This window comes from Alkalicoccus daliensis, from assembly GCF_900103955.1.
GTDB classification, from domain to species: Bacteria; Bacillota; Bacilli; order Bacillales; family Salisediminibacteriaceae; genus Alkalicoccus; species Alkalicoccus daliensis.
In genome coordinates this window covers 23028-41551 of record NZ_FNIL01000015.1, presented here as the reverse complement: position 1 = coordinate 41551, position 18524 = coordinate 23028, and the positions used below count along the sequence as shown (strand labels likewise).

Genomic DNA, 18524 nt, shown 5'->3' with positions numbered 1-18524 from the left:
TCGCAGCCTCTTCTCTCTTAGATTTTAGGTAGCTTCTTAGTTTTCGGGTTTAAAGCCTCTTGGTTCAGAATATAAAATTGGCTCATCTAATAAATTTCACTAACTTAATCCCTCATGTAAGTTTTATTAGAGAAACTACAATCTCATTTAATCGCTTCTTCCTTAAAATGCTTGAAATTTATCTGAAGAAGCCAAACTCTTGAATTAACATTCGAATCGTTTACAAATCGTTATCTGTCCGCATACAGGCTATTCCATCCATCTCGAACCTAATCATGTCATTGTGTTCTGCCGGTCTTGTCCCTTTTCTCATTTTTCGACAGCGTATGTCAACGGCACAGTTTTCCCCGAAACAGCTTGGGTTAGCCAGCACTGACGCCATCCCTGGTGCAGATAATGTTCCGGGGCTGACTTTTCCTGCAGGGCACCCACTGCTCCCCCTGCAATTTTTCATGGAGGTGCCTTTGAATTGCAGCCGAAAGCTGTTACCGGATCATCACAATCAGCAGACTCAGGCAGAATGCCGACAGACTGAAATGAATGAAAGCAATCCTCCAGCTTGCCTTCGCGTATCCGCTGGTAAAACGGTTTAAAAGCCGCTGAAGGAAGTTTTGAGCCCGTCTCCGGAAAATCAGCCCCACCCCAATAAGGAGCACTGTGGGCAAACTACTCACCAATGTATAAACGAACAGTGTAAGGGAAGCAATCTGAGGAGTAATCTCTAATTCCACCAGACGTTCCACTGCTAAAAACATCGGAAAAGAGAAGGGAATGTCCATAAGCATCAATAAAATGCCAAAAGGAAAGGCTGTCCAAGGGTTCACCCAACCAGGAAGTTTCATTCCGTGGCGTGGTCGGGACTTGAAGCGCTTAATACCCAGATACACAAAAAAACCTGCGGCGGCGAAGACCACGATACTGCGCACCCAAAACGTAAAGGTATTCATCATTTCCGCCATGTAGCTTGACCCGAAGTACAGGAGCATTGTCAGCACAAAGAATGACCCCAGTGCCCCGAAGGCATAGGAGATACTGGTGGCTGCAGGTCGCCGGGCAGTGAGCAGCATCACGATCACCACATAAAGAGTAGAGGTGACCAGAGCATCCAAAGTCGCCAATCCTGTAAGTGTCCAAACTAGTTCTAAAGTTAACATGATTTTATCTCCTTTATTTAAAGTTACTCATGTTACAATAAAGTATGGAGTAACTCTATAGTCAAGGAGAAGATATATATGAAAAATGGGCCTTACCTCACTACTGGCCAATTCGCTAAATTAATAGGGATAAAAAAAGATACTCTTTTTTATTACGACAAAGTGGGGATTTTTTCTCCAGAAATCGTGGAAACAAATGGTTACCGGTATTATTCTCCCTTTCAGGTCGAAGTGTTCAATGTCATCACGACACTGAAAGAATTGGATATGCCTTTGAAAGAAATAAAAGACTATTTAGATAAACGGTCCCCTGAAGCACTGCTCGACTTGCTAAATCATAAAAAAGAAGAGCTGGATCATAAAATAAAAAAGCTGCAGCAAAGACAGGACCAGGTGCTGAAAAAAACAGGGGACACGCAAGAAGCTTTGCGTGTTCCGGCAGGGGAAATCATTCTGGAGGAACGCGAAACGAGCTATTTAATTCAAACTCCACTAAAGCCGCTTCACAATGAAAAAGATATCGTCGACTCTATGTTCTTCCACTATCAACAGTTAGAGCAATTAGAAGTACCATCAAGCCGCAGCCCGGGATGGATGATAGAAAAAAAACAAACATATACTGAAGAAACCCTGATGAACAGCTCCTCCTCCCTATTCACACGGATAGCAGATCCTGATAAAGCGAATGCGCAGCTGGATGCAGGTATCTATTTAACCACGTATCAAGTGCAAGATGATTATATGCTCGAAGCATACAATCAAATGATGGACTATGCCGCTAAGCATCATTTATCACTGGCAAGCTATTTTTATGAAGATGTCCTTCTGGACGGACTGTCCGTGAGTGGAATAGAAAAATACTTAATAAAACTGTCTATAAAGGTGGAAAACTCAACTAAAAGATAGATCCTCGCAGGCGGATTTCCCAGAGGTATCTTAAACCTCTGGAACACTCGTTCAAACTGCTACCTCTCAGATTTATTAGTTATGCCAGTTATTTTAAGATTATCAGCGGCACACCCTCCATCCTGGTTATGTTTACACTCCAAATGGCTATTCCTTTATGGAGAGGAAGCATCATGAGAAGCCTCTTCTCCAGGTACTTTTAATACATCTTGTGTTTGACCCATTAAAAATATGGCAATAGAAAAGGAATAGGCGCATGCGAACCGAAGAATTAAGTAAGGAAGAAATTAAAACCGGAATAATCACATATACGCAAATACAGGAAAACGTATCAGATACGGAGGTGAGTAGCATGAAAATATTTAAGTTTTTTATGGTATTTAAAATGATAAGAAGATTTATGAATCGCAGAAAGTAATTAACAAGCTATCTGTGAACATATAAGTTTTAACTAACTGGATTTACAGGTACGAATGCCCTAAATCATTCTTTTTAAATCATCAGCAAAAGATGAAAGGAAATAGATCGGCAGTAATTCTGTCTTCTATTTCTTTTTTAATGTGACTGGGCTGTGGCCTAGCAGCATTTTTCCGAAATGCTAAGTAAAAACATTTTAACCTGCTCGATGAATACAAACTGGAAATGAATATTTTAGTTAAAGCCCCATTTTGTTTTAGGAAGCCTGCGGCTCTTTTTTCTTCACTTCCCGCGGAGAAGGCTTTCAGTTCTCCCATGCTGGAAGAGAGCACGCTTGAAAAAACAATACTGCAGTTTTCACGAGGGAAAAGACAGCATTATTCCTTCCTCCTATTTACAGACATTTCGCAGTAGCAAGAGGTTATGCGAGGCGCTTGTGTCTCAGGAAAGCTGGAAGAGGAGCCCGGTGTGCTTCGAGCCGAAAATTTCCTCTACAAAGGCGAAGATTTAAAACGCCAGACACTGCCTTTTCATTCCCTATACGTATTTTTCAAATACATGGATAATCATCGATCATAATATAATACCTGTAATTCTCTTTATTCAGGATAAAATTCACTGGTTGTCGTTTATGTCCCTTGCCTGCGGATCATTTATGAAAGCTCCATTTCAAACGTTGAAACATCCGTTAAATTAACAGCACCTGAACGAAAGGAGCAGTTGTTTATGAAAAAAAAGCTGTGGATCGCTGCCGCTGCTTTTGGCGTATTGTATCTTGGTGTGATTGCCTATCATCAGCTGAAACCTCTTCCGGAAAACGTAAGCTACCTTGGGGAGGCCCGGATGATTGCAGAAGAAGAAATATCATTTCTCTATGACCTTACTTATCTGAATGAAGAAAACGAAGAAGTTTATGAACATGAAATTTTTGAAGAAGTGTTTGCTTTAATCGACGAAGCGGAGCACTTTTTAATCATAGATATGTTTTTAGTGAATGACTTTTCGACAGAAGACGGCAGTTTTCCGGAGCTGAGCCGGGAATTTACCGACCGTATTGAAGCAAGGCTGGAAGAAAATCCGGAGATGAAAGTAGTATTTATTACCGACCCGATCAATACCACTTATTTTTCTCACAGGTCTGCGCATATAGATCCTCTGGAAGCAGCAGGAGCAGAAGTCATTTATACAGATTTAACCCGATTAAGAGATTCCAATTATTTTTATACCGCATTCTGGCGGATCGGCCTGCAGTGGTTTGGCCAGAGCGGCAGCGGCTGGCTCCCGAACGTGTTTGGAGAAGACGCTCCCGATGCAACAGTCCGCTCTTACTTAAAGCTCGCGAATACAAAAGCAAACCACCGAAAAACCATCGTGAGTGAAAATGCCGGCATTATTACGTCTGCCAATGCGCATGATGCAAGTGCTCATCATTCCAATATTGGAATAAGGGTGCAGGGAGAAACGCTGCGGGACATCGTGGAATCTGAAAAAGCAGTAGCCGCCTTTTCCGATGGTGATCTCAGCCGTTTTCCCACCGAAGAGGAGCTGGATGAATGGATCGTATCGAGCGGGGAAGAAGACAGGCCGGTGCAGGCACAGATGATTACAGAAGGGAAAACGAAGCAGGCACTACGTAAAGTCATTGCTGCTGCGGAAGAAGGCGATACGATCTGGTGCGGCCTGTTTTACTTGTCCGACAGGAATATTATTGAAAGCCTTTTAACCGCTGCTTCTCGTGGCGTCACGGTAAATATTATTTTGGATCCTAATCAGGATGCATTCGGCCAGGACAAAATTGGTATTCCCAACCTGCCCGTAGCCAGTGAACTGAAAAGGCGCGGGGGAGAAAATATGAACGTCCGCTGGTATGATACCCAGGACGAACAGTATCACTCCAAAATTTTGTATGCGGACCGCGGAGAAGTAGGAAATGTTATTGCAGGGGCTGCAAACTTTACGAAACGGAACCTGGATGATTTTAATCTGGAAAACAATATCAGCGTCACCGCTCCGGCAGATACGGAAATTATGACAGAAGTGGATGATTATTTTCACCGCATCTGGAATAATGAGGATGCCATTTTTACAGCAGCCTATGAGGAGTATGCCCCCTCCTACCCTGCGTTTAAATACTTTCTTTACACCCTGCAGAAAGTTACCAGGTTCAGCACATATTAGAGAGGTTTCGTGATCTGTACAGCTGGCCAGCAGGTTTTTCGTCATTAAGATAAACTTTGTTAAAATGACTGCCGGCCGAGTAGAGAAATGCGCATTATAAAATAAAAATCCGAGCTGCTGTGGTCTTATTTATTTTAGTAACACCAACCGCTTATTTTACAAGATTTTTCGTTTTAAATGAACGATCCAGATATAACCTATCTTCTCTACCGCAATTTTAAGTAAATGATTGATTAGCCTATTAATAAAAATATGTCGCTTTTTAAAAATAATAAAAGAGAGAAGGTTGCTTCCATCAGTCCCCTTCTCTCTTTTTAATGGTTCTGATAACTTGTGAAATGTAATTGAATACCATTATTTATTTTACAATAAGGTTAATTATTTATAATCATTTAAGGAAAATTATTGATCGTTCTTAAATGTTCACTTTTCCAAACTTTAAATGCGAGAAGCTACTTTTTGAAGCACAATTCGCCGCCTTTTTTATTCAAGTCGCGAAAAGGATTTTCAATTAACAAAATCGAATTAATCTTAATAATTCATTCTAACTTCTTGAGGTGTATCTAATTGCAACCCATACAAATATATGAAATTCCAACTGAAATAAAAGACTTTGTCGGCACAATCAAGTCCATTACATTTCCGCGGCAAGGTTATACTTCGAACGTAGGGGTAATTGAATGTAAAAACGGCTTTTTTGTACTTAAAAGAACGAAAGGAATGCCAAATAACACTTCATTAAACAGAGAAGTGTCCGTCCTCAATCATTTAGCCGCTACTAACCTACCGATTCCAACCGTTCATCAATTCGTTGAACAAGAAACCAACAATCAATCGTGGGCGTTATTCGAGTTGATAGAGGGAGAAACAGTGAGAACAGCTTTATCCAATGAAGTAGCTGAGGAGAAAAGGCAGGAAATTATCTTTAATTTCGGAAAAATACTCGCTCAAGTCCATTCAACTCCATGTCCAAGTGAATTAATATACGAAAAATCATGGCTGGACGAAATGCTGGCTCAAGCAGATATTAACCTAAAGACTTCCACTGTGGATGGAGATGCAGAATTGTTGCAACATATAAAGGTGATAAAACCCGCTGAAATAAAACAGGTATTAATCCACGGTGATTTTACGATTGACAATGTAATAGTCAATCATGGGAAAGTAGCTGGAATAATTGACTGGGGTGGCGGATCTTATGGCGACCCGCGGTATGATGTTTCGCTTGCGGTACGTCCCAAACCGAAGGCCTTTGAAACTGAAAATGACAAAGAGCTTTTCTTTAAAGGCTACGGAGCAAGGATTATGAATGAATGGGACTACAATTATTTTGTAAAGGGGTTATATGAGTTCTTTTAAGGTGTATTTAGCATTCAAGGAGAATTCCTTATTTCTCTAAAGATCACTTAAACTTCGAAAAGTGAATTTATACAGACAGATCAGGGCGGGAAGTGAGACTTTGTTCAGTCACTTCCCGCAGTTGTAGTTCTTTAGCTCCCAATATGTGGGATTATGTTAACCTATTTATTTCATTTTCCATGCCTTAGAAGGAGGTAAAGTTGATGAAGAGCTCCCCTGGTCGTTACCATCAATAATTATTTCCATAGGAATAGAAAATGCTTCTCCTACTAATAAAGCACTTCCTGTTCTGAGAAAAGATATTCTTGTAAGTTGAGATTCGGTAAGATATGGAATACTCTTTCTCATTTGATCTAAATCGATATTATTTCTTATACGATGCAAAATAAAGTTATTACATTGTGATAAAACTGTTTTTGAAAGTTCACCTGGTCTTTGACTAACAAGAATCATAAATATCCCGAACTTTCTTCCTTCTTTAGCAATTTGTTCAAACATCCTCAACGAATAGATGGAATCTTCAAAATTTCTTTCGTGTATATATTTATGTGCCTCATCTAATACAATGTGGTACATATTATTTATATTTTTATCACTTTTTCGAATTTGCTTTTGCTTAGAATATAATATTCTTAAAAAATAACTTGTGAAAAAGGTCAAATCAGTATCATCTAAGCTTGAAATTTTAAATACTGTAAAACCTTTTTCAAATTTCATAACATTAGAATATGTTTTTAATTTGTGCGGACTATTATCAAATAAGGTGTTTTTGTAAGTGGAAATCAAGTTCTCAATACGCGTCATAAGAGTAGAGCAATGAGACCTAGCTTGATCGTTACCTCTAATCTCTTCAAATAGAAGCACCATATCGATTCCTGTTTCGAGATAAGATAAACTTGTTACCGTGCAATCAGCTTCTCCTATCGATTCTTCAATAATTGATTTACATTCTTCATACTCATAGCCTGAAAGTTTCTTTATAAATTCTTTGATAACTCTTTTAAATGACTCTTCATCTCCACTTCTAAAATTCGCATATTGCGAATTATAATTTTGTAGTTGCTGATTAATACCATTGTCTTTAACAGCTTCTAACAATTTTATTATTTTGGCTCTTTTACCTACTACATCAGTATGTACATTTTCATACATAAATAAGGCACAATAAGCATTTATCCAATCTTTGAAATTTGAACTTGAACTCATTAAATTTCCTAGTCTTAAACCATTCATTAAGACTGGGAGTTGCACCCCAGGTGAAGGTTGAACTAAATTAATCCAGTCTTCTTTGTTCAATGATTCTATAGGTATAGATAATTCTTTTTCAACATCTATTCTGTTTAAATAGTCAAGAGGAATAGACTCATACTCATCGTGCACATCGAATATTATAAAATTAGCATTATTTACCTCAGTATTTGTACTAAGTTTATTGATAACTTCAGCTATCAGCTTTCTAGCAGTTGTTGACTTACCTGAGCCTGTATTACCTAAAACACTTGTATGATGAGAAAACAAACTGTCTATATTTAATTGGGGATAATAACTGTCAAAAGAAGCCATTTTCCCTAAAGTTATTGAATAACTCTCTTTATCATTTAATCTTAAGATTGAATTGACATCTTCAATTAGTGTTAAAAAGACTGAATCTCCTACCATAGGGAATTTTGATAAACCGAAATTAAACGTTTGATTTTCGATTTCACCTAGAGGAACTGCTTCAAAGTATAGCTTCTCTTTAAATTTAGACATTTCATCATCCACAATCGGGTTTTCTTGTTCATATAAACCAATTACTTGGTAAATAAATTTATTAGAATTAGATTGATAGATGGTTATGAAATTATTTATTCCGGCAAAAGTATATAGATCGCCTTTATAATTATGAATAAGTTTATTAGAATTAGAAATTTCCATTACTATTTTATTTGGAAATACTTTATTAATTACTCCTATACTGTTTTGATTTCTCATAATTTAAACCCACCTAAAAATTTAATAACATTATTAAAATGGTGGCCATCTTTATTGTTATTATAATTTCCTTCTATAAAATGAAAATTATTTCTGTCCTTGTTCTCATTATAAAACTCTTTGGCATTTTGTTCTGTCTTGTCGCCAAACACTATGAGATTAAAGTCGTCATTGTTTAAAGCTTGAGATATTAATTGATTAATATGTGAATCCGGAAATCCATATCCTATCACTATTAAAGTTGAATCTCTTTTTTGTAAGTTGATTGTAAATTCTCTCATAAGCTCTGAATAAGGTGATTGTTGAGTTTCTAAGTGTTTGTTAATTGTAGGATAGATCATTACGTTCTCATTTCCTTCTTTTGACAAAGAGTTAGATGATTGAACGATAGTCTTTAAATTAGTATCGTAATTCCAATCTATTGATCCATGGATTTTATGTAATTTTATAAATCTCTTAACTGTTGTCCATTTCTCTTTGTACCTATTCTCATCATCAACTAGTCTCATTCTATAGTTCTGAGGATCGAATGTTCTATTAATTAACCCTCTAAAACCATTGGCATAATGAATACCATTTTGCTCCATTGCAATTTCATTATACAAATCATAATTTGTAGTGAATATGTTTATAGGAGTAAAGTCTTTGTATTCTCTATGACTCAATATGCTATTATAAAATTTCTTATAATTATCGGAGGTTGTGATGAGTTTAATATTTTCTGCTTCTGATAAGCCAGTATAAGATTTAGGGATTGTCAATAACAAGCTTTCCTTTGTTTTTTTAAAAGCTTTTGCGTATTTGTTGTATTCATCTCCACTTTGTAAAAATGTCATTGCATTCTTTAACCAATTTAAATATCCTTCTATATCGTTACTTTCTGCATAATCACCAAGACATGAACTAATTTCAGTATTTGATTTTATATTATCAAACGTTTTGCTCATTAATGGCACATGAGGGAGAGAGCAACCTGATCCTATCAAAAAATGTAAATTTTCACTTTTACATTGTTGTTGAATGAACTTTGAAATTTCTTGAATTTGTTGATCGAATTCTAAATGGCTTAGTTTGTCCTCTTTCCCTCTCCAATAAAACATCTTTTTTCTCATTCTTTCTTCTATCATTAAAAAACCTCCTTCATATTAAAAATAAACTGTCAGATTAACTTTAACAAAATTTGGAACTCGAGTGAACTGTTTTGGTTGAATATTTATTCGTTCGAAAAAGTACACTTTCTCGAACGGCAAATCTCGGTATAATTTTTCGAAAATTATAAGTTCAAAAAAGTTTATTTTTACTTTTCGAACGTTCGCATAATTACACATACTTTAATGAACGTATTGGGCTATATATTAATAAGTTTCGAGTGAAAGGTGACTGGGTGAAAAAGAAATAGAGAAATTTTTCATATGGACGGTCATCGAAAAAGAGTTCAAGAATTATTAGGAACTTATTTGTAGACAGTTTTCAGTAAAGCTATACCATGCCAGGACGGTTAATGATTGCTGTTGCACAGAACAGGATTCTTAATTTGTCCCCCACTATTTTTTTCCTTATTTCGCACATCAATTACTAGTGAGGCCCCCTTTTTTACGGATTTATTATTGTATGCGTACCTGTGCTACTTATTATATTCATATCGTTCATAAATTAACTGTTCCCCCTTCGCTCCCGCAAACCATACATCGTTACATGCTTCTGCCATAGCCGGAAGGTTTTCTTCAATCGTTGCGAATACATTTCCCGGTACCCAGCCAATATCTCCATTCAACAGTAAATTGTTTCTTCCATAAAAAACAGCTAAATCTACTACTCCTGGTAGATGAGAAATGTTTTTCTCTTCTTTAAAAGCTTTATCCAATTGACCTGATTGAAAGTAAAAATAACAAACGTCCCCAGGAATTGGAGTTACCGTAGAGTTTTCCAATCCGATCTCTTTTTCAGGAAAAGGAGGTACCATATTGTAAATTTCGTTATGAGCGTACTTCGCATGATAAACTTGACCGCTTTGTGGAAGAGCTTCCCAGACTGCTTCACAAGTTCTTGGAGCCTCTTCTTCCAAAAGTCTAGCAATACAGGAAACACCTCGCTGAGCCAAACTAATTTTAATATATTTTGTCATACACTCATCTCACCCTTCATTTTTTATTTTTAAAATTTTTATAATCAAAGGATAATTGTGCTGGTTCGTGGCGCGGCAGCTATGTCATTGACTAAGGAGTTAAATGGAAACAGCTATACAGAGAAAAAGATCCCCTCTGCTTTATCTATACAAAGCTTTTGGGATTCTTAGAGGTTCTTAGGAAAGCTTATAATGCTTTCCATTTATTTCATCATACAATGTATCAGCGACTGTCGATATGTACCACGCTACACCCCTTTTCTTTTTGTCCAATTCCATTTCTAATTTTTCTCTTTCTTTTGTATATGAATATAAAGTCTCTCCAGGAATTAGATGGTCTGACAGATTTAACAAGCTTATTGCTTTTTTATTGAATTTCTTCGCAATTGCGAATGTAGTAGCGGTTTCTATATTAACACCTAAATATCCTTCAGCAGCCCAACCGTTTACCATCTCGGTTGTTTCTAGAAGCATAATTTTATTATTCCTATAATTGATGCTTTATATATTAATTAATCATCAAATTTCATTTGTTTAATATGGAAAAATATTGTATTATTAGTTTTGATTTCAAATTTCATTTAATATTAGGAGGATGTATGATAAAAGGATTGTATGAAGCACATTTACCTGTAAGCGACTTGGAACAATCTATTGATTTTTATCAGAAATTAGGCTTAGAGATTGCTTGGCGAAACAATAGTTCCGCTTTTTTTTGGATTGTTAAGAAAGAAAGTTGGTTAGGACTTTGGGAAGGAGAGGAGTATAAAACTTCATATCACCCCTCTTTAAAACATATAGCTTTTACAATAGATTATGAAGACATGAAAAATGCTTTAGCATGGCTTGAAAATAAGAGAGTATCAATAGTTCCTTTTGGTAATAGAAAATCAATAGAACCTTTCGTAAGGCCTTATCAAGGGAATGCTTCAGTTTATTTTGAAGATCCGGATAAAAACAGCTTAGAATTTATGTGTTACGTAGACGTTCCCTCCCACTTAAAAGATGTCAATGATAAACTTTCAATTTTAGAATGGGAAGAGTTATTAGAGAAATAGAGACTCTTCTAAGTACTGGAGAATAGGTAGGAATTTTAAAATACTGTTAACAATTAAATTATCCTTCAAACACTAAAGACTTCTAAAACTGAGGATTTTAGTGTTTTTTCAATTCATAAATTAAAAAGGTGGAACTGTGGTCGAAGTCACAAAAAATATTAGAGCATCATAATTTTTTAAAGAGAATATTATCAAAGACAACACTTCTAACAATATATTTTTTGTTTTTAAGCTATCACATACTTTATCTTTAAAAGTTCTCTTATCCTATTTTTCAAATCCTATAAATACCCAAATCTCTAATCCTTGCTTATTTATTGCATATACAGCAATCTGAATACATTGATGAATTAGGACCACTAACGTAAAAGCTTCGACATATAAAACTCATCAACGAATTTGTCCTCAATTCGTAAAGAGTTTCTTTTCGTTCCCTCCACTTCAAATCCCATTTTCCTATATAAAGATATTGCTTCTTCATTTTTCGTTACTACTGTTAGTTCTAACCTGCGTATTTGTTGATTCACACTCCATTGCTCTAATTTTTGAAACAGCTGTTTTCCGATTCCTTTTCCTCTAAAGTCTTTCAATATCCCTATTACAACATACGCCAAATGTTTATTGCGGCGAGCATTTCCGCCTACAGCTAATAAGTAGCCAACCAACTCATTTTCTTTTTCTGCCACAAGCATGGTCGAGTTTTCTGCTTTCTTTAGGTTCTCAATCATTTTAAGTTGGGTATCTGATTGAATATTTCTTTCACCAGCTTCCCAAAGCATATAAGCAGAGCTGCTATCTACCTTTTTTATAAGGCTTGCTAACTTTTCTACATCATTGGTTTCTATTTCTCTTACTACCATTTTGATCTCTCCCTTGTTCGCTTCTTACTAATTCTATTTGCTGGGCTAGTTTTATTGGTGAGCTGCAGTGCTCTGGGTTTAATTTTAGAAAAGATAAGAGAATATTTACCGTATAATTCTCAGGAATTTTTAGGATGCTAAAAACATTCAATACTTCTTTTAGCTCTTTTAATAATATCTTGAATAAAAGGTTCTTTCTTTTGAGTATAGGAACTTCTGTCATTCTTATATTCCGCAGCAAGTTTACTTTTAAGCAATTCGTATTCATTTGCTACATCTGGATAATTTCTAAGATACTCTCGAAATAATAATTTTTCCTTCCACTCTGTACTCTTTGTTTCAACAAGATGTAAATGACAAGTACCGTTTCCCCAAGATCCCTTTCTGAAAAATCCCCTGTCAGGAAATTCATCTTTTCGGACATACTCGAACCCTATTTCACTTAATGGATCGATAAGATCTGGTGCAAGTTTTAATTCTTTTATCCCGACCATAATATCATTAATCGGTTTAGCTTTTAGGTCTTTTACAGCGGTACTTCCAATATGTTCAATAGTATCAACTTCATCACCAATAATATCCATAATTTTATTCTTCTCATGACTATACTGCGCTTCCCAATGGGCGCTATGTTCTTCCAAATGAACCATGGTTTTTGCTGCTTCTTTCTTATCCACTACTCCCAACTCCTCAAATCGTTTTTAATACTATAACTTAGCTTTTTCAGCTGTAAAATAATGAAATGCAGATCCAGGAATTCTATCTACTCTTTACAATAAGTTTATCATTCCTAAAAATGTAATTCACTAAGTTCCAGTGGTAACTATGGTAATTTATGTTAAAATAAAATCAAAATCATCTAAGGAAATGAGGATCTCTTATGGAACTAACTTTTTTCTGGCTTGCCATCGGACTGGCTGCAGCTGCTTATTTTATTGGGGATGGACTGAAAAATTTTAAAAATCCTGAGGCTAAAAATACAATGGATTATTTCACGGAGGAAGATGAAAGAGAACTCATTCATGAAAAACATGTACATCACACACTGGGAATCGAGAAAAAGGATGTAGAGGCATTACTTAGAGAACATGCTGATATTCCTCACATCATTATTAATAACAGCGTGTATTATCCTAAAAAGCAGCTGCTCGAATGGGTCGAAAACATTGGAAAATAATAATTCCAATCTACCAAAACTATCTTTCGTTAATACATAACTGATTTATGCTGCAGCATAGCGTATAGAAGCGCTCTAAAGCTTCAATGTGTATGAGTCAGGAATATACACTATCATTTCTATATCTCCGTCTCTGTGAAAAGTCAGTCTTCCGTTTTTAAAGCCTTGGATTTTTATTTTTGGCTCTATTAAAGGCTGATGTTGATGTAAGAAAGGTATGCCTGCGGCTCTTTTTTCTTCGCTTGCCGCGGAGAAATCCTTCAGCTATCCCTTCGAAATAAGCAGGGTTCCGCGCAGCCAATCCAAGCAAAACAAATACCGTCTTGCTTAGATTCGAGAGCCCGGCTGGCTGCCCCCTGCTTTACGAGTTCGTCTGCAGTGCGAGACGAACCTTTGATCTTCACGCTTTCTTTTTCCGCAGGCGTCTTGAAAATCGCCTTCTCTTCATTTTATTGATAGAAAAACTTGTTATAAAAACAATCTCTTTCTTTTGTTTTTCAAAGAGAAGAACGGAGCGGAAACCGGCGGACGCCTGTGGAAGAACGAGCTGGGAAGACCCCGCAGCGCAGCGAGGAAGCTGAGGAGCTCGTCCACGGCAAGCCGGCCGAGTTGCAGCGAAATTTTCTCTTATCAACAACGAGCATTAATAGAGCTTTATTATTAAATAAATAATTTAAATCTCCGTATGTATCATCTAAATAATCATAGTTTTTTTTAATTGGTATCATTTGTGATGTTTCTAATAAAAACAACCCTCACCGTCGTGAGGGTTACTTTTGCTTATGGGTTGGAACAATTCTCTGTTTAACATCCGAAGGAGGCATCATTTCTGTCCTGCCTAGACTTAATAACCGCTTTTTATTTTTTCTGGGCAGCAAAATAATGCTTCACCGCATATTGAAATGCATTCATTAAAAAGTCTCTCGCATCCCTGCTTATTTTCGCTTTCGGGTGAATAATATCGAATCCGTGAAAAGCTCCTTTGTATATTTCAAAGTCCACCGGCGTTCCATTCTGCTTTAAGTTTTCAACGTATGTGATCGTCTCATCCCGGAACGGTTCGATATCACCGACAAAGGTAGCAGCTGGCGGCAGACTGCTGTAATCTTCCGCTCTTGCGGGGGCTGCGTATACAGGTACTTCTTTTCCATATAAATCTCCCAGGTATAATTTCCAAGCCCAGCGGTTCATTTTTGTATCCCAGATATACGCATTATTCTCTCTTGCAGATTCTGTCACCATTCGATCATCGATCATCGGATAAAGCGGCATTTGAAAGGCAATATTTACTTCTCCTTTATCTCTGGCATAAAGTGTCAGCGCCGCCGTTAAGCCACCGCCGGCACTCTCTCCCCCTGCCATCAGTTGATCATTACGAATTCCCAGCTCATGCGCATTGTCTTTCATCCATAATAAGACATCATAAGCGTCTTCAAGCGCCGCAGGATAAGGTGCTTCAATGGACAAACGGTAGTCAGGAGCGACAATCACACAATCCCCCGCTTGTATCAACCGCTTGTACATTTCCCCGCTCATTTCAGGCAATCCCTGTGCATACCCACCGCCGTGCAGCCATAATACGCCGGGAACATCTTCTACCTGATGAAGCGGCCGGTAAATTCGTACGCGAATACTCGAACCATCGCTTCTCTTTACCCAGTCTTCACTGCAGTCCAGCCCTTTGACATCCTTTCCGCGAAACGATTTTTCCATTCGTTTCTTTGAATGATGCATAGACGCTATAAATTTTTCTTCATTTGATTTTTTCACTAATAAATTAAACAGCATCCCTCTTGTCCGCAGCTGCTTATCCACCATTTTGTGGGTGACCTTCAAAATAGCATCCTCCTTAACATCAGTACCGTTTAACTGTTTAATAACCTTTTACCCTGAAAGATGCAGGAAGCAACGCATTAGTGCAAAAATTCTAAGAGGTTTTATAAATACTGACGTTCTCCTGTTTGGGCAGCTCTTTCTACAGTATCAAGCAGCTGGTGCAGTTTTACGGCTTCTGCAAAACCAGGAGTCTCGGAGGTTCCTTCCTGTATATCTTTGGCAAACTTCCGATGAGCCTGTGCAACATTCAGCACAAAGCCTGCATCATTTTTCAGCGAATCAGGTGCCTGGTAATAATGATCCGGCACGGGTAAATGCTGCAGTGCTGCATCATTCGGGCCAGCCCCCCGCAACTCGTGCGAACCGAACTGAATGGAAGCCGGTGCCTCGAGTACGAGAGTGCCTTTGTCTCCTAAAATTTCAAGAGTAAGACCGGTTTGGTGCTTCACTCCCCCTTGTATATGAACATTCGCTACGGCGTCATTTTCTAATTTTCCTGTAATCAATATTTGATCATCTGTCGTTTTTTCAATGACTTCCCCGATATCCACCAACTCCACTTGAGGATACTGCTGGGCGGTAACAGCGGAAAGCTCCTTGAATTCTCCAAGCATATAGGTGAATGCATCCAGGTTATGGGCGCCCACAATAGTGAACAAATTTCCTCCTGCCCTGCGGTCATACAGGTAGGCAGTGGCTTTATCCCCTACGCCTCCCATAACATCCATAGATATCTTTAAATTAGCAGACAACACTTTTCCGACATAGCCCTCCGCCACCAAATCTTTCACATAATTAACGGCTGGAGCTTGCCTGGCCTGTAATCCAATCGCATTGTTCAATTGCCGGGACTCCACCCAATCCTGCATCTCTTGCGCTTCTGCTGTATTTGATCCCAATGGCCATTCACAATAAATAGGCTTCTCTGCAGGAAGAATCGCTTTTACTGCACGATAATGTTCCTGCACGTTGACGCTTACGACAACCATATCCACATCAGCATGCTGCGCCAAATCTTCCGCTTTATCAAATGCATGAGCCGCATGAAAAGCTGCCGCGCTTTTTTTCGCACTCTCCATATTACTCGTGCCAACTGCCGTGAGCTCCAGCTCATTCAAATGCTGTATGGCCGGTATATGCGTTCCTTTAGCCCAGCCGTTATTAATGGATCCACCAATAATACCTGCTCTGATTTTTTTGTTCATGTCCACACACTCCTTTTTATCTTCAAACGATAAAACATGGCGATGTTAATTGCTCTAAGCGATACCTGTTTATTTTTTAGCAAACCCTTGCTTATTTAAATACTCAAGCATTAACGGCTGTTTGCTTCTTTCCAGATGATCTTCAATATGGTCTTTCCATCCCTTTACTTTCTTCACGGAGAAAGGAGCTTTCACAGGTCGACCTTGGTAATATTCACGCATCTGTTGATCGTAATCTGCTAATTTTTCTTCATCTAATGGCTGATACTGATTTTCAAACATTACCATTGATTGAGGTAAACGCGGCTTCACTCCTGGTTTCTCTCCAGCAGGATGGCCAATGCACAGTCCCACTAAAGGGATCACAAGCTCTGGTAAATTTAATGCCTCGGTTAATTCTTCAATATTCGCTCTTACCCCACCGATATAGACACCACCCAGTCCCATTGCTTCTGCGGCTGTTAAAGCATTTTGCGCCATGAGCCCGGCATCGAATGTACCTATTAACAGGTATTCAATATAGTCAAGATCTACCTTTGGTGCAATCTGCTGATTCCTGTTAAAATCCGCGCAGAAAATCCAAAACTCTGCTGCTTCTTCAATATAAGGTTGATTTACAGAAAGCTGCATCACTTTTTTGCGCAGTTCTGGATCAGTAATTCGAATAATCGAAACAGCCTGCAGCAGACTGAATGAAGACGTTTGGTTCGCTGCCTTAAATATTTCACTCCGCTGTTCCTCTGTTACTGGTTCGTTGGTAAAAGAACGAATAGATGCATGATTTTGAAGCAAATCAATTGTATGATTCATGTAAATCTCTCCTTTAGTCATTTTTTAATTTGTCTGAGCGCTTCCGTATTGATAAGAAACGCCCATATTCTCACGCAGTGTTTCTCCTTCATACTCTTTGTGGAACAATCCGCGCTCCTGCAAAATCGGAACAACCTGCTCCACAAAATCGGCAACGCCATCGTAGGCGATATCTGGCACAACGGAAAAACCGTCCGTCGCGCCTGCCAAAAACCATTCTTCCAGGAAGTCTGCCACCTGCACCGCGGTACCGGCAACTACCGGATGATAATTGATGACGCCGTGCGCCAGCACGTCCCGGATGGAAAGTCCTTTTTTGAGCAGCTGCAAGGCTCTGGGGGAACGGGGATCCTGTGGATTGGCGTAGGCATGTTCCAGCAGGTCAGCTGGTAAAGGCTGATCAATATCCATGGAATGCACCGATAACCGCAGGCCTACCATGGAACCAAGGTAGCTGACCCGCCCTGGAATCTCGTCGGGATTGAAGCTCATCAGCTGTCTGCGCCGTTCCAAGCCTTCTTCTTCCGTTGCGCCGATGGAAAACATAAAGCCGGCATACATCTTAATGTCATCTGGATTTCTGCCAAAACGAGTGGCACTTTGCCGAAGCGCTTTCCGGTGCTCCCGGGCAGAATCGATGTCATAAGGGTTCGCATAGACGCCGGAAGCATATTTTCCCGCTAACTCCAGGCCTTCTTCTCCCCCACCAGCCTGGAAAATCACCGGCTGGCCCTGTTCGGATGGTGGAATTGGCAGTGGGCCTCGGGAGGCATAATACTCTCCTTGAAGATTGATTGGCTGAATTTTGTCCATATCGGCAAATTGGCCGCCTTCTGCATCCAGTGTCGCAGCATCTGATTCCCAGCTCCCCCACAGCGCTTGGACAATTTGGATAGATTCATGCGCTTTGGCATATCGTTCTTTTCGGCTGGCAACCTGCATACCAAAGTTCGCTGCCGCTGCTGGAGTGGAGGAGGTCACCGCATTCCAGCCGACACGTCCACGACTTATCACATCCAGTGCTTTAAACTGACGCGCAATGTTGTAAGGGTAATTAAACGTTGTAGAGTGGGTTGCCACCAGTCCGATATGCTTGGTTTCCCTGGCCACAGCCATAAGAGCGAGCATTGGATCCATTGGAAACATCGGCGTCTGCGGTCCCAGGTCAACGGTTAAGGCAGGAGTGTCTGCGATGAAAATCATCTGAAATTTCCCTTTTTCTGCTATTTTCGCCCGTTCCACGTAACTGTCCGTATTTGTATAGGCTGCCGGGTCAGTACCCGGCATTCTCCAGGCGCTGAATTCCGCACCGTACCCAGAAACCATTTGTAATGCCAGCTGCATTTCTTTTCGTTCTGTCATGTTTGTATTCTCCTTTGATTTAGACGGGCCCAGTTTCGTTCAATGCCCCTGTGATGAATTTTGTATCAGCTTTTTTTCTTTAAACGAACTTCCTGCTGATAGT

16 protein-coding genes are annotated in these 18524 nt (G+C 38.8%); 5 read left to right on the top strand and 11 right to left on the bottom strand.

Annotation, left to right across the window (positions count from 1 at the left end):
• Nucleotides 1-485: 485 nt before the first annotated feature.
• Nucleotides 486-1154 carry a GAP family protein gene (locus BLP92_RS16185; protein WP_090843998.1) on the bottom strand — a complete coding sequence of 223 codons (669 nt, stop codon included), beginning with the start codon at nucleotides 1152-1154 and terminating at the stop codon, nucleotides 486-488.
• Between the two features lie 78 nt (nucleotides 1155-1232).
• On the opposite strand from BLP92_RS16185, the gene BLP92_RS16180 reads away from it, so the two are divergent.
• From BLP92_RS16180 to BLP92_RS16165, 3 genes are all read left to right on the top strand, one after another.
• A complete protein-coding gene (locus tag BLP92_RS16180) occupies nucleotides 1233-2060 on the top strand; it encodes a MerR family transcriptional regulator (RefSeq protein WP_090843997.1) in 828 nt (275 codons plus the stop codon).
• Between the two features lie 1143 nt (nucleotides 2061-3203).
• On the top strand, nucleotides 3204-4655 hold the full coding sequence (locus BLP92_RS16170) for a phospholipase D family protein (RefSeq protein WP_090843995.1): 1452 nt from the start codon (nucleotides 3204-3206) through the stop codon (nucleotides 4653-4655).
• Nucleotides 4656-5222: 567 nt separating this feature from the next.
• The gene (locus BLP92_RS16165) at nucleotides 5223-6014 is read left to right on the top strand and encodes a phosphotransferase family protein (protein WP_090843994.1); all 792 of its coding nucleotides are present in this window, start codon (nucleotides 5223-5225) and stop codon (nucleotides 6012-6014) included.
• Between the two features lie 165 nt (nucleotides 6015-6179).
• On the opposite strand, the gene BLP92_RS16160 is transcribed toward BLP92_RS16165, so the two are convergent.
• From BLP92_RS16160 to BLP92_RS16145, 4 genes are all read right to left on the bottom strand, one after another.
• Entirely contained in the window at nucleotides 6180-7988 is a 1809-nt protein-coding gene (locus BLP92_RS16160) for an ATP-binding protein (RefSeq protein ID WP_090843993.1), read from the bottom strand.
• On the bottom strand, nucleotides 7985-9115 hold the full coding sequence (locus BLP92_RS16155; RefSeq protein WP_090843992.1) for an SIR2 family protein: 1131 nt from the start codon (nucleotides 9113-9115) through the stop codon (nucleotides 7985-7987). The genes BLP92_RS16160 and BLP92_RS16155 overlap by 4 nt, the downstream gene beginning before the upstream one ends.
• Before the next feature lie 497 nt (nucleotides 9116-9612).
• Complete coding sequence (locus tag BLP92_RS16150; RefSeq protein ID WP_210184580.1) at nucleotides 9613-10113, bottom strand: DUF3830 family protein; 501 nt, start codon at nucleotides 10111-10113, stop codon at nucleotides 9613-9615.
• A 177-nt stretch (nucleotides 10114-10290) separates the two neighbouring features.
• Entirely contained in the window at nucleotides 10291-10587 is a 297-nt protein-coding gene (locus BLP92_RS16145) for a nucleoside phosphorylase-I family protein (RefSeq protein ID WP_090843991.1), read from the bottom strand.
• A 125-nt stretch (nucleotides 10588-10712) separates the two neighbouring features.
• Here BLP92_RS16145 and BLP92_RS16140 point away from each other — a divergent pair, with 125 nt between their 5' ends.
• The gene (locus tag BLP92_RS16140) at nucleotides 10713-11171 is read left to right on the top strand and encodes a VOC family protein (RefSeq protein ID WP_090843990.1); all 459 of its coding nucleotides are present in this window, start codon (nucleotides 10713-10715) and stop codon (nucleotides 11169-11171) included.
• Nucleotides 11172-11530: 359 nt separating this feature from the next.
• Here the strand turns inward: BLP92_RS16140 and BLP92_RS16135 are convergent, their stop codons facing one another.
• Entirely contained in the window at nucleotides 11531-12031 is a 501-nt protein-coding gene (locus BLP92_RS16135; RefSeq protein WP_090843989.1) for a GNAT family N-acetyltransferase, read from the bottom strand.
• Between the two features lie 137 nt (nucleotides 12032-12168).
• The gene (locus tag BLP92_RS16130) at nucleotides 12169-12708 is read right to left on the bottom strand and encodes a GrpB family protein (protein WP_244516903.1); all 540 of its coding nucleotides are present in this window, start codon (nucleotides 12706-12708) and stop codon (nucleotides 12169-12171) included.
• A 203-nt stretch (nucleotides 12709-12911) separates the two neighbouring features.
• Here BLP92_RS16130 and BLP92_RS16125 point away from each other — a divergent pair, with 203 nt between their 5' ends.
• Nucleotides 12912-13208, top strand: a complete 297-nt coding sequence (locus BLP92_RS16125; RefSeq protein ID WP_090843988.1) for a MerR family transcriptional regulator — start codon at nucleotides 12912-12914, stop codon at nucleotides 13206-13208.
• Between the two features lie 858 nt (nucleotides 13209-14066).
• Here BLP92_RS16125 and BLP92_RS16120 read toward each other — a convergent pair.
• The 4 genes from BLP92_RS16120 to BLP92_RS16105 all read right to left on the bottom strand — a co-directional run bounded on the left by BLP92_RS16120 (nucleotide 14067) and on the right by BLP92_RS16105 (nucleotide 18421).
• Nucleotides 14067-15044, bottom strand: a complete 978-nt coding sequence (locus BLP92_RS16120) for an alpha/beta hydrolase (protein WP_244516901.1) — start codon at nucleotides 15042-15044, stop codon at nucleotides 14067-14069.
• Between the two features lie 101 nt (nucleotides 15045-15145).
• Nucleotides 15146-16249, bottom strand: a complete 1104-nt coding sequence (locus BLP92_RS16115; RefSeq protein WP_090843987.1) for a Gfo/Idh/MocA family protein — start codon at nucleotides 16247-16249, stop codon at nucleotides 15146-15148.
• A gap of 69 nt (nucleotides 16250-16318) precedes the next feature.
• Complete coding sequence (gene nfsA, locus BLP92_RS16110; RefSeq protein ID WP_090843986.1) at nucleotides 16319-17059, bottom strand: oxygen-insensitive NADPH nitroreductase; 741 nt, start codon at nucleotides 17057-17059, stop codon at nucleotides 16319-16321.
• Between the two features lie 24 nt (nucleotides 17060-17083).
• Complete coding sequence (locus tag BLP92_RS16105) at nucleotides 17084-18421, bottom strand: NtaA/DmoA family FMN-dependent monooxygenase (RefSeq protein ID WP_090843985.1); 1338 nt, start codon at nucleotides 18419-18421, stop codon at nucleotides 17084-17086.
• Between the last annotated feature and the right edge of the window lie 103 nt (nucleotides 18422-18524).

What these genes read in the sequence shown, in the direction of transcription:
- BLP92_RS16185 (WP_090843998.1), bottom strand. Translation starts at nt 1,154, where the DNA reads ATGTTAACTTTAGAACTAGTTTGGACACTTACAGGATTGGCGACTTTG.
- BLP92_RS16180 (WP_090843997.1), top strand. Translation starts at nt 1,233, where the DNA reads ATGAAAAATGGGCCTTACCTCACTACTGGCCAATTCGCTAAATTAATA.
- BLP92_RS16170 (WP_090843995.1), top strand. Translation starts at nt 3,204, where the DNA reads ATGAAAAAAAAGCTGTGGATCGCTGCCGCTGCTTTTGGCGTATTGTAT.
- BLP92_RS16160 (WP_090843993.1), bottom strand. Translation starts at nt 7,988, where the DNA reads ATGAGAAATCAAAACAGTATAGGAGTAATTAATAAAGTATTTCCAAAT.
- BLP92_RS16155 (WP_090843992.1), bottom strand. Translation starts at nt 9,115, where the DNA reads ATGATAGAAGAAAGAATGAGAAAAAAGATGTTTTATTGGAGAGGGAAA.
- BLP92_RS16150 (WP_210184580.1), bottom strand. Translation starts at nt 10,113, where the DNA reads ATGACAAAATATATTAAAATTAGTTTGGCTCAGCGAGGTGTTTCCTGT.
- BLP92_RS16145 (WP_090843991.1), bottom strand. Translation starts at nt 10,587, where the DNA reads ATGCTTCTAGAAACAACCGAGATGGTAAACGGTTGGGCTGCTGAAGGA.
- BLP92_RS16140 (WP_090843990.1), top strand. Translation starts at nt 10,713, where the DNA reads ATGATAAAAGGATTGTATGAAGCACATTTACCTGTAAGCGACTTGGAA.
- BLP92_RS16135 (WP_090843989.1), bottom strand. Translation starts at nt 12,031, where the DNA reads ATGGTAGTAAGAGAAATAGAAACCAATGATGTAGAAAAGTTAGCAAGC.
- BLP92_RS16125 (WP_090843988.1), top strand. Translation starts at nt 12,912, where the DNA reads ATGGAACTAACTTTTTTCTGGCTTGCCATCGGACTGGCTGCAGCTGCT.
- BLP92_RS16115 (WP_090843987.1), bottom strand. Translation starts at nt 16,249, where the DNA reads ATGAACAAAAAAATCAGAGCAGGTATTATTGGTGGATCCATTAATAAC.
- nfsA (WP_090843986.1), bottom strand. Translation starts at nt 17,059, where the DNA reads ATGAATCATACAATTGATTTGCTTCAAAATCATGCATCTATTCGTTCT.
- BLP92_RS16105 (WP_090843985.1), bottom strand. Translation starts at nt 18,421, where the DNA reads ATGACAGAACGAAAAGAAATGCAGCTGGCATTACAAATGGTTTCTGGG.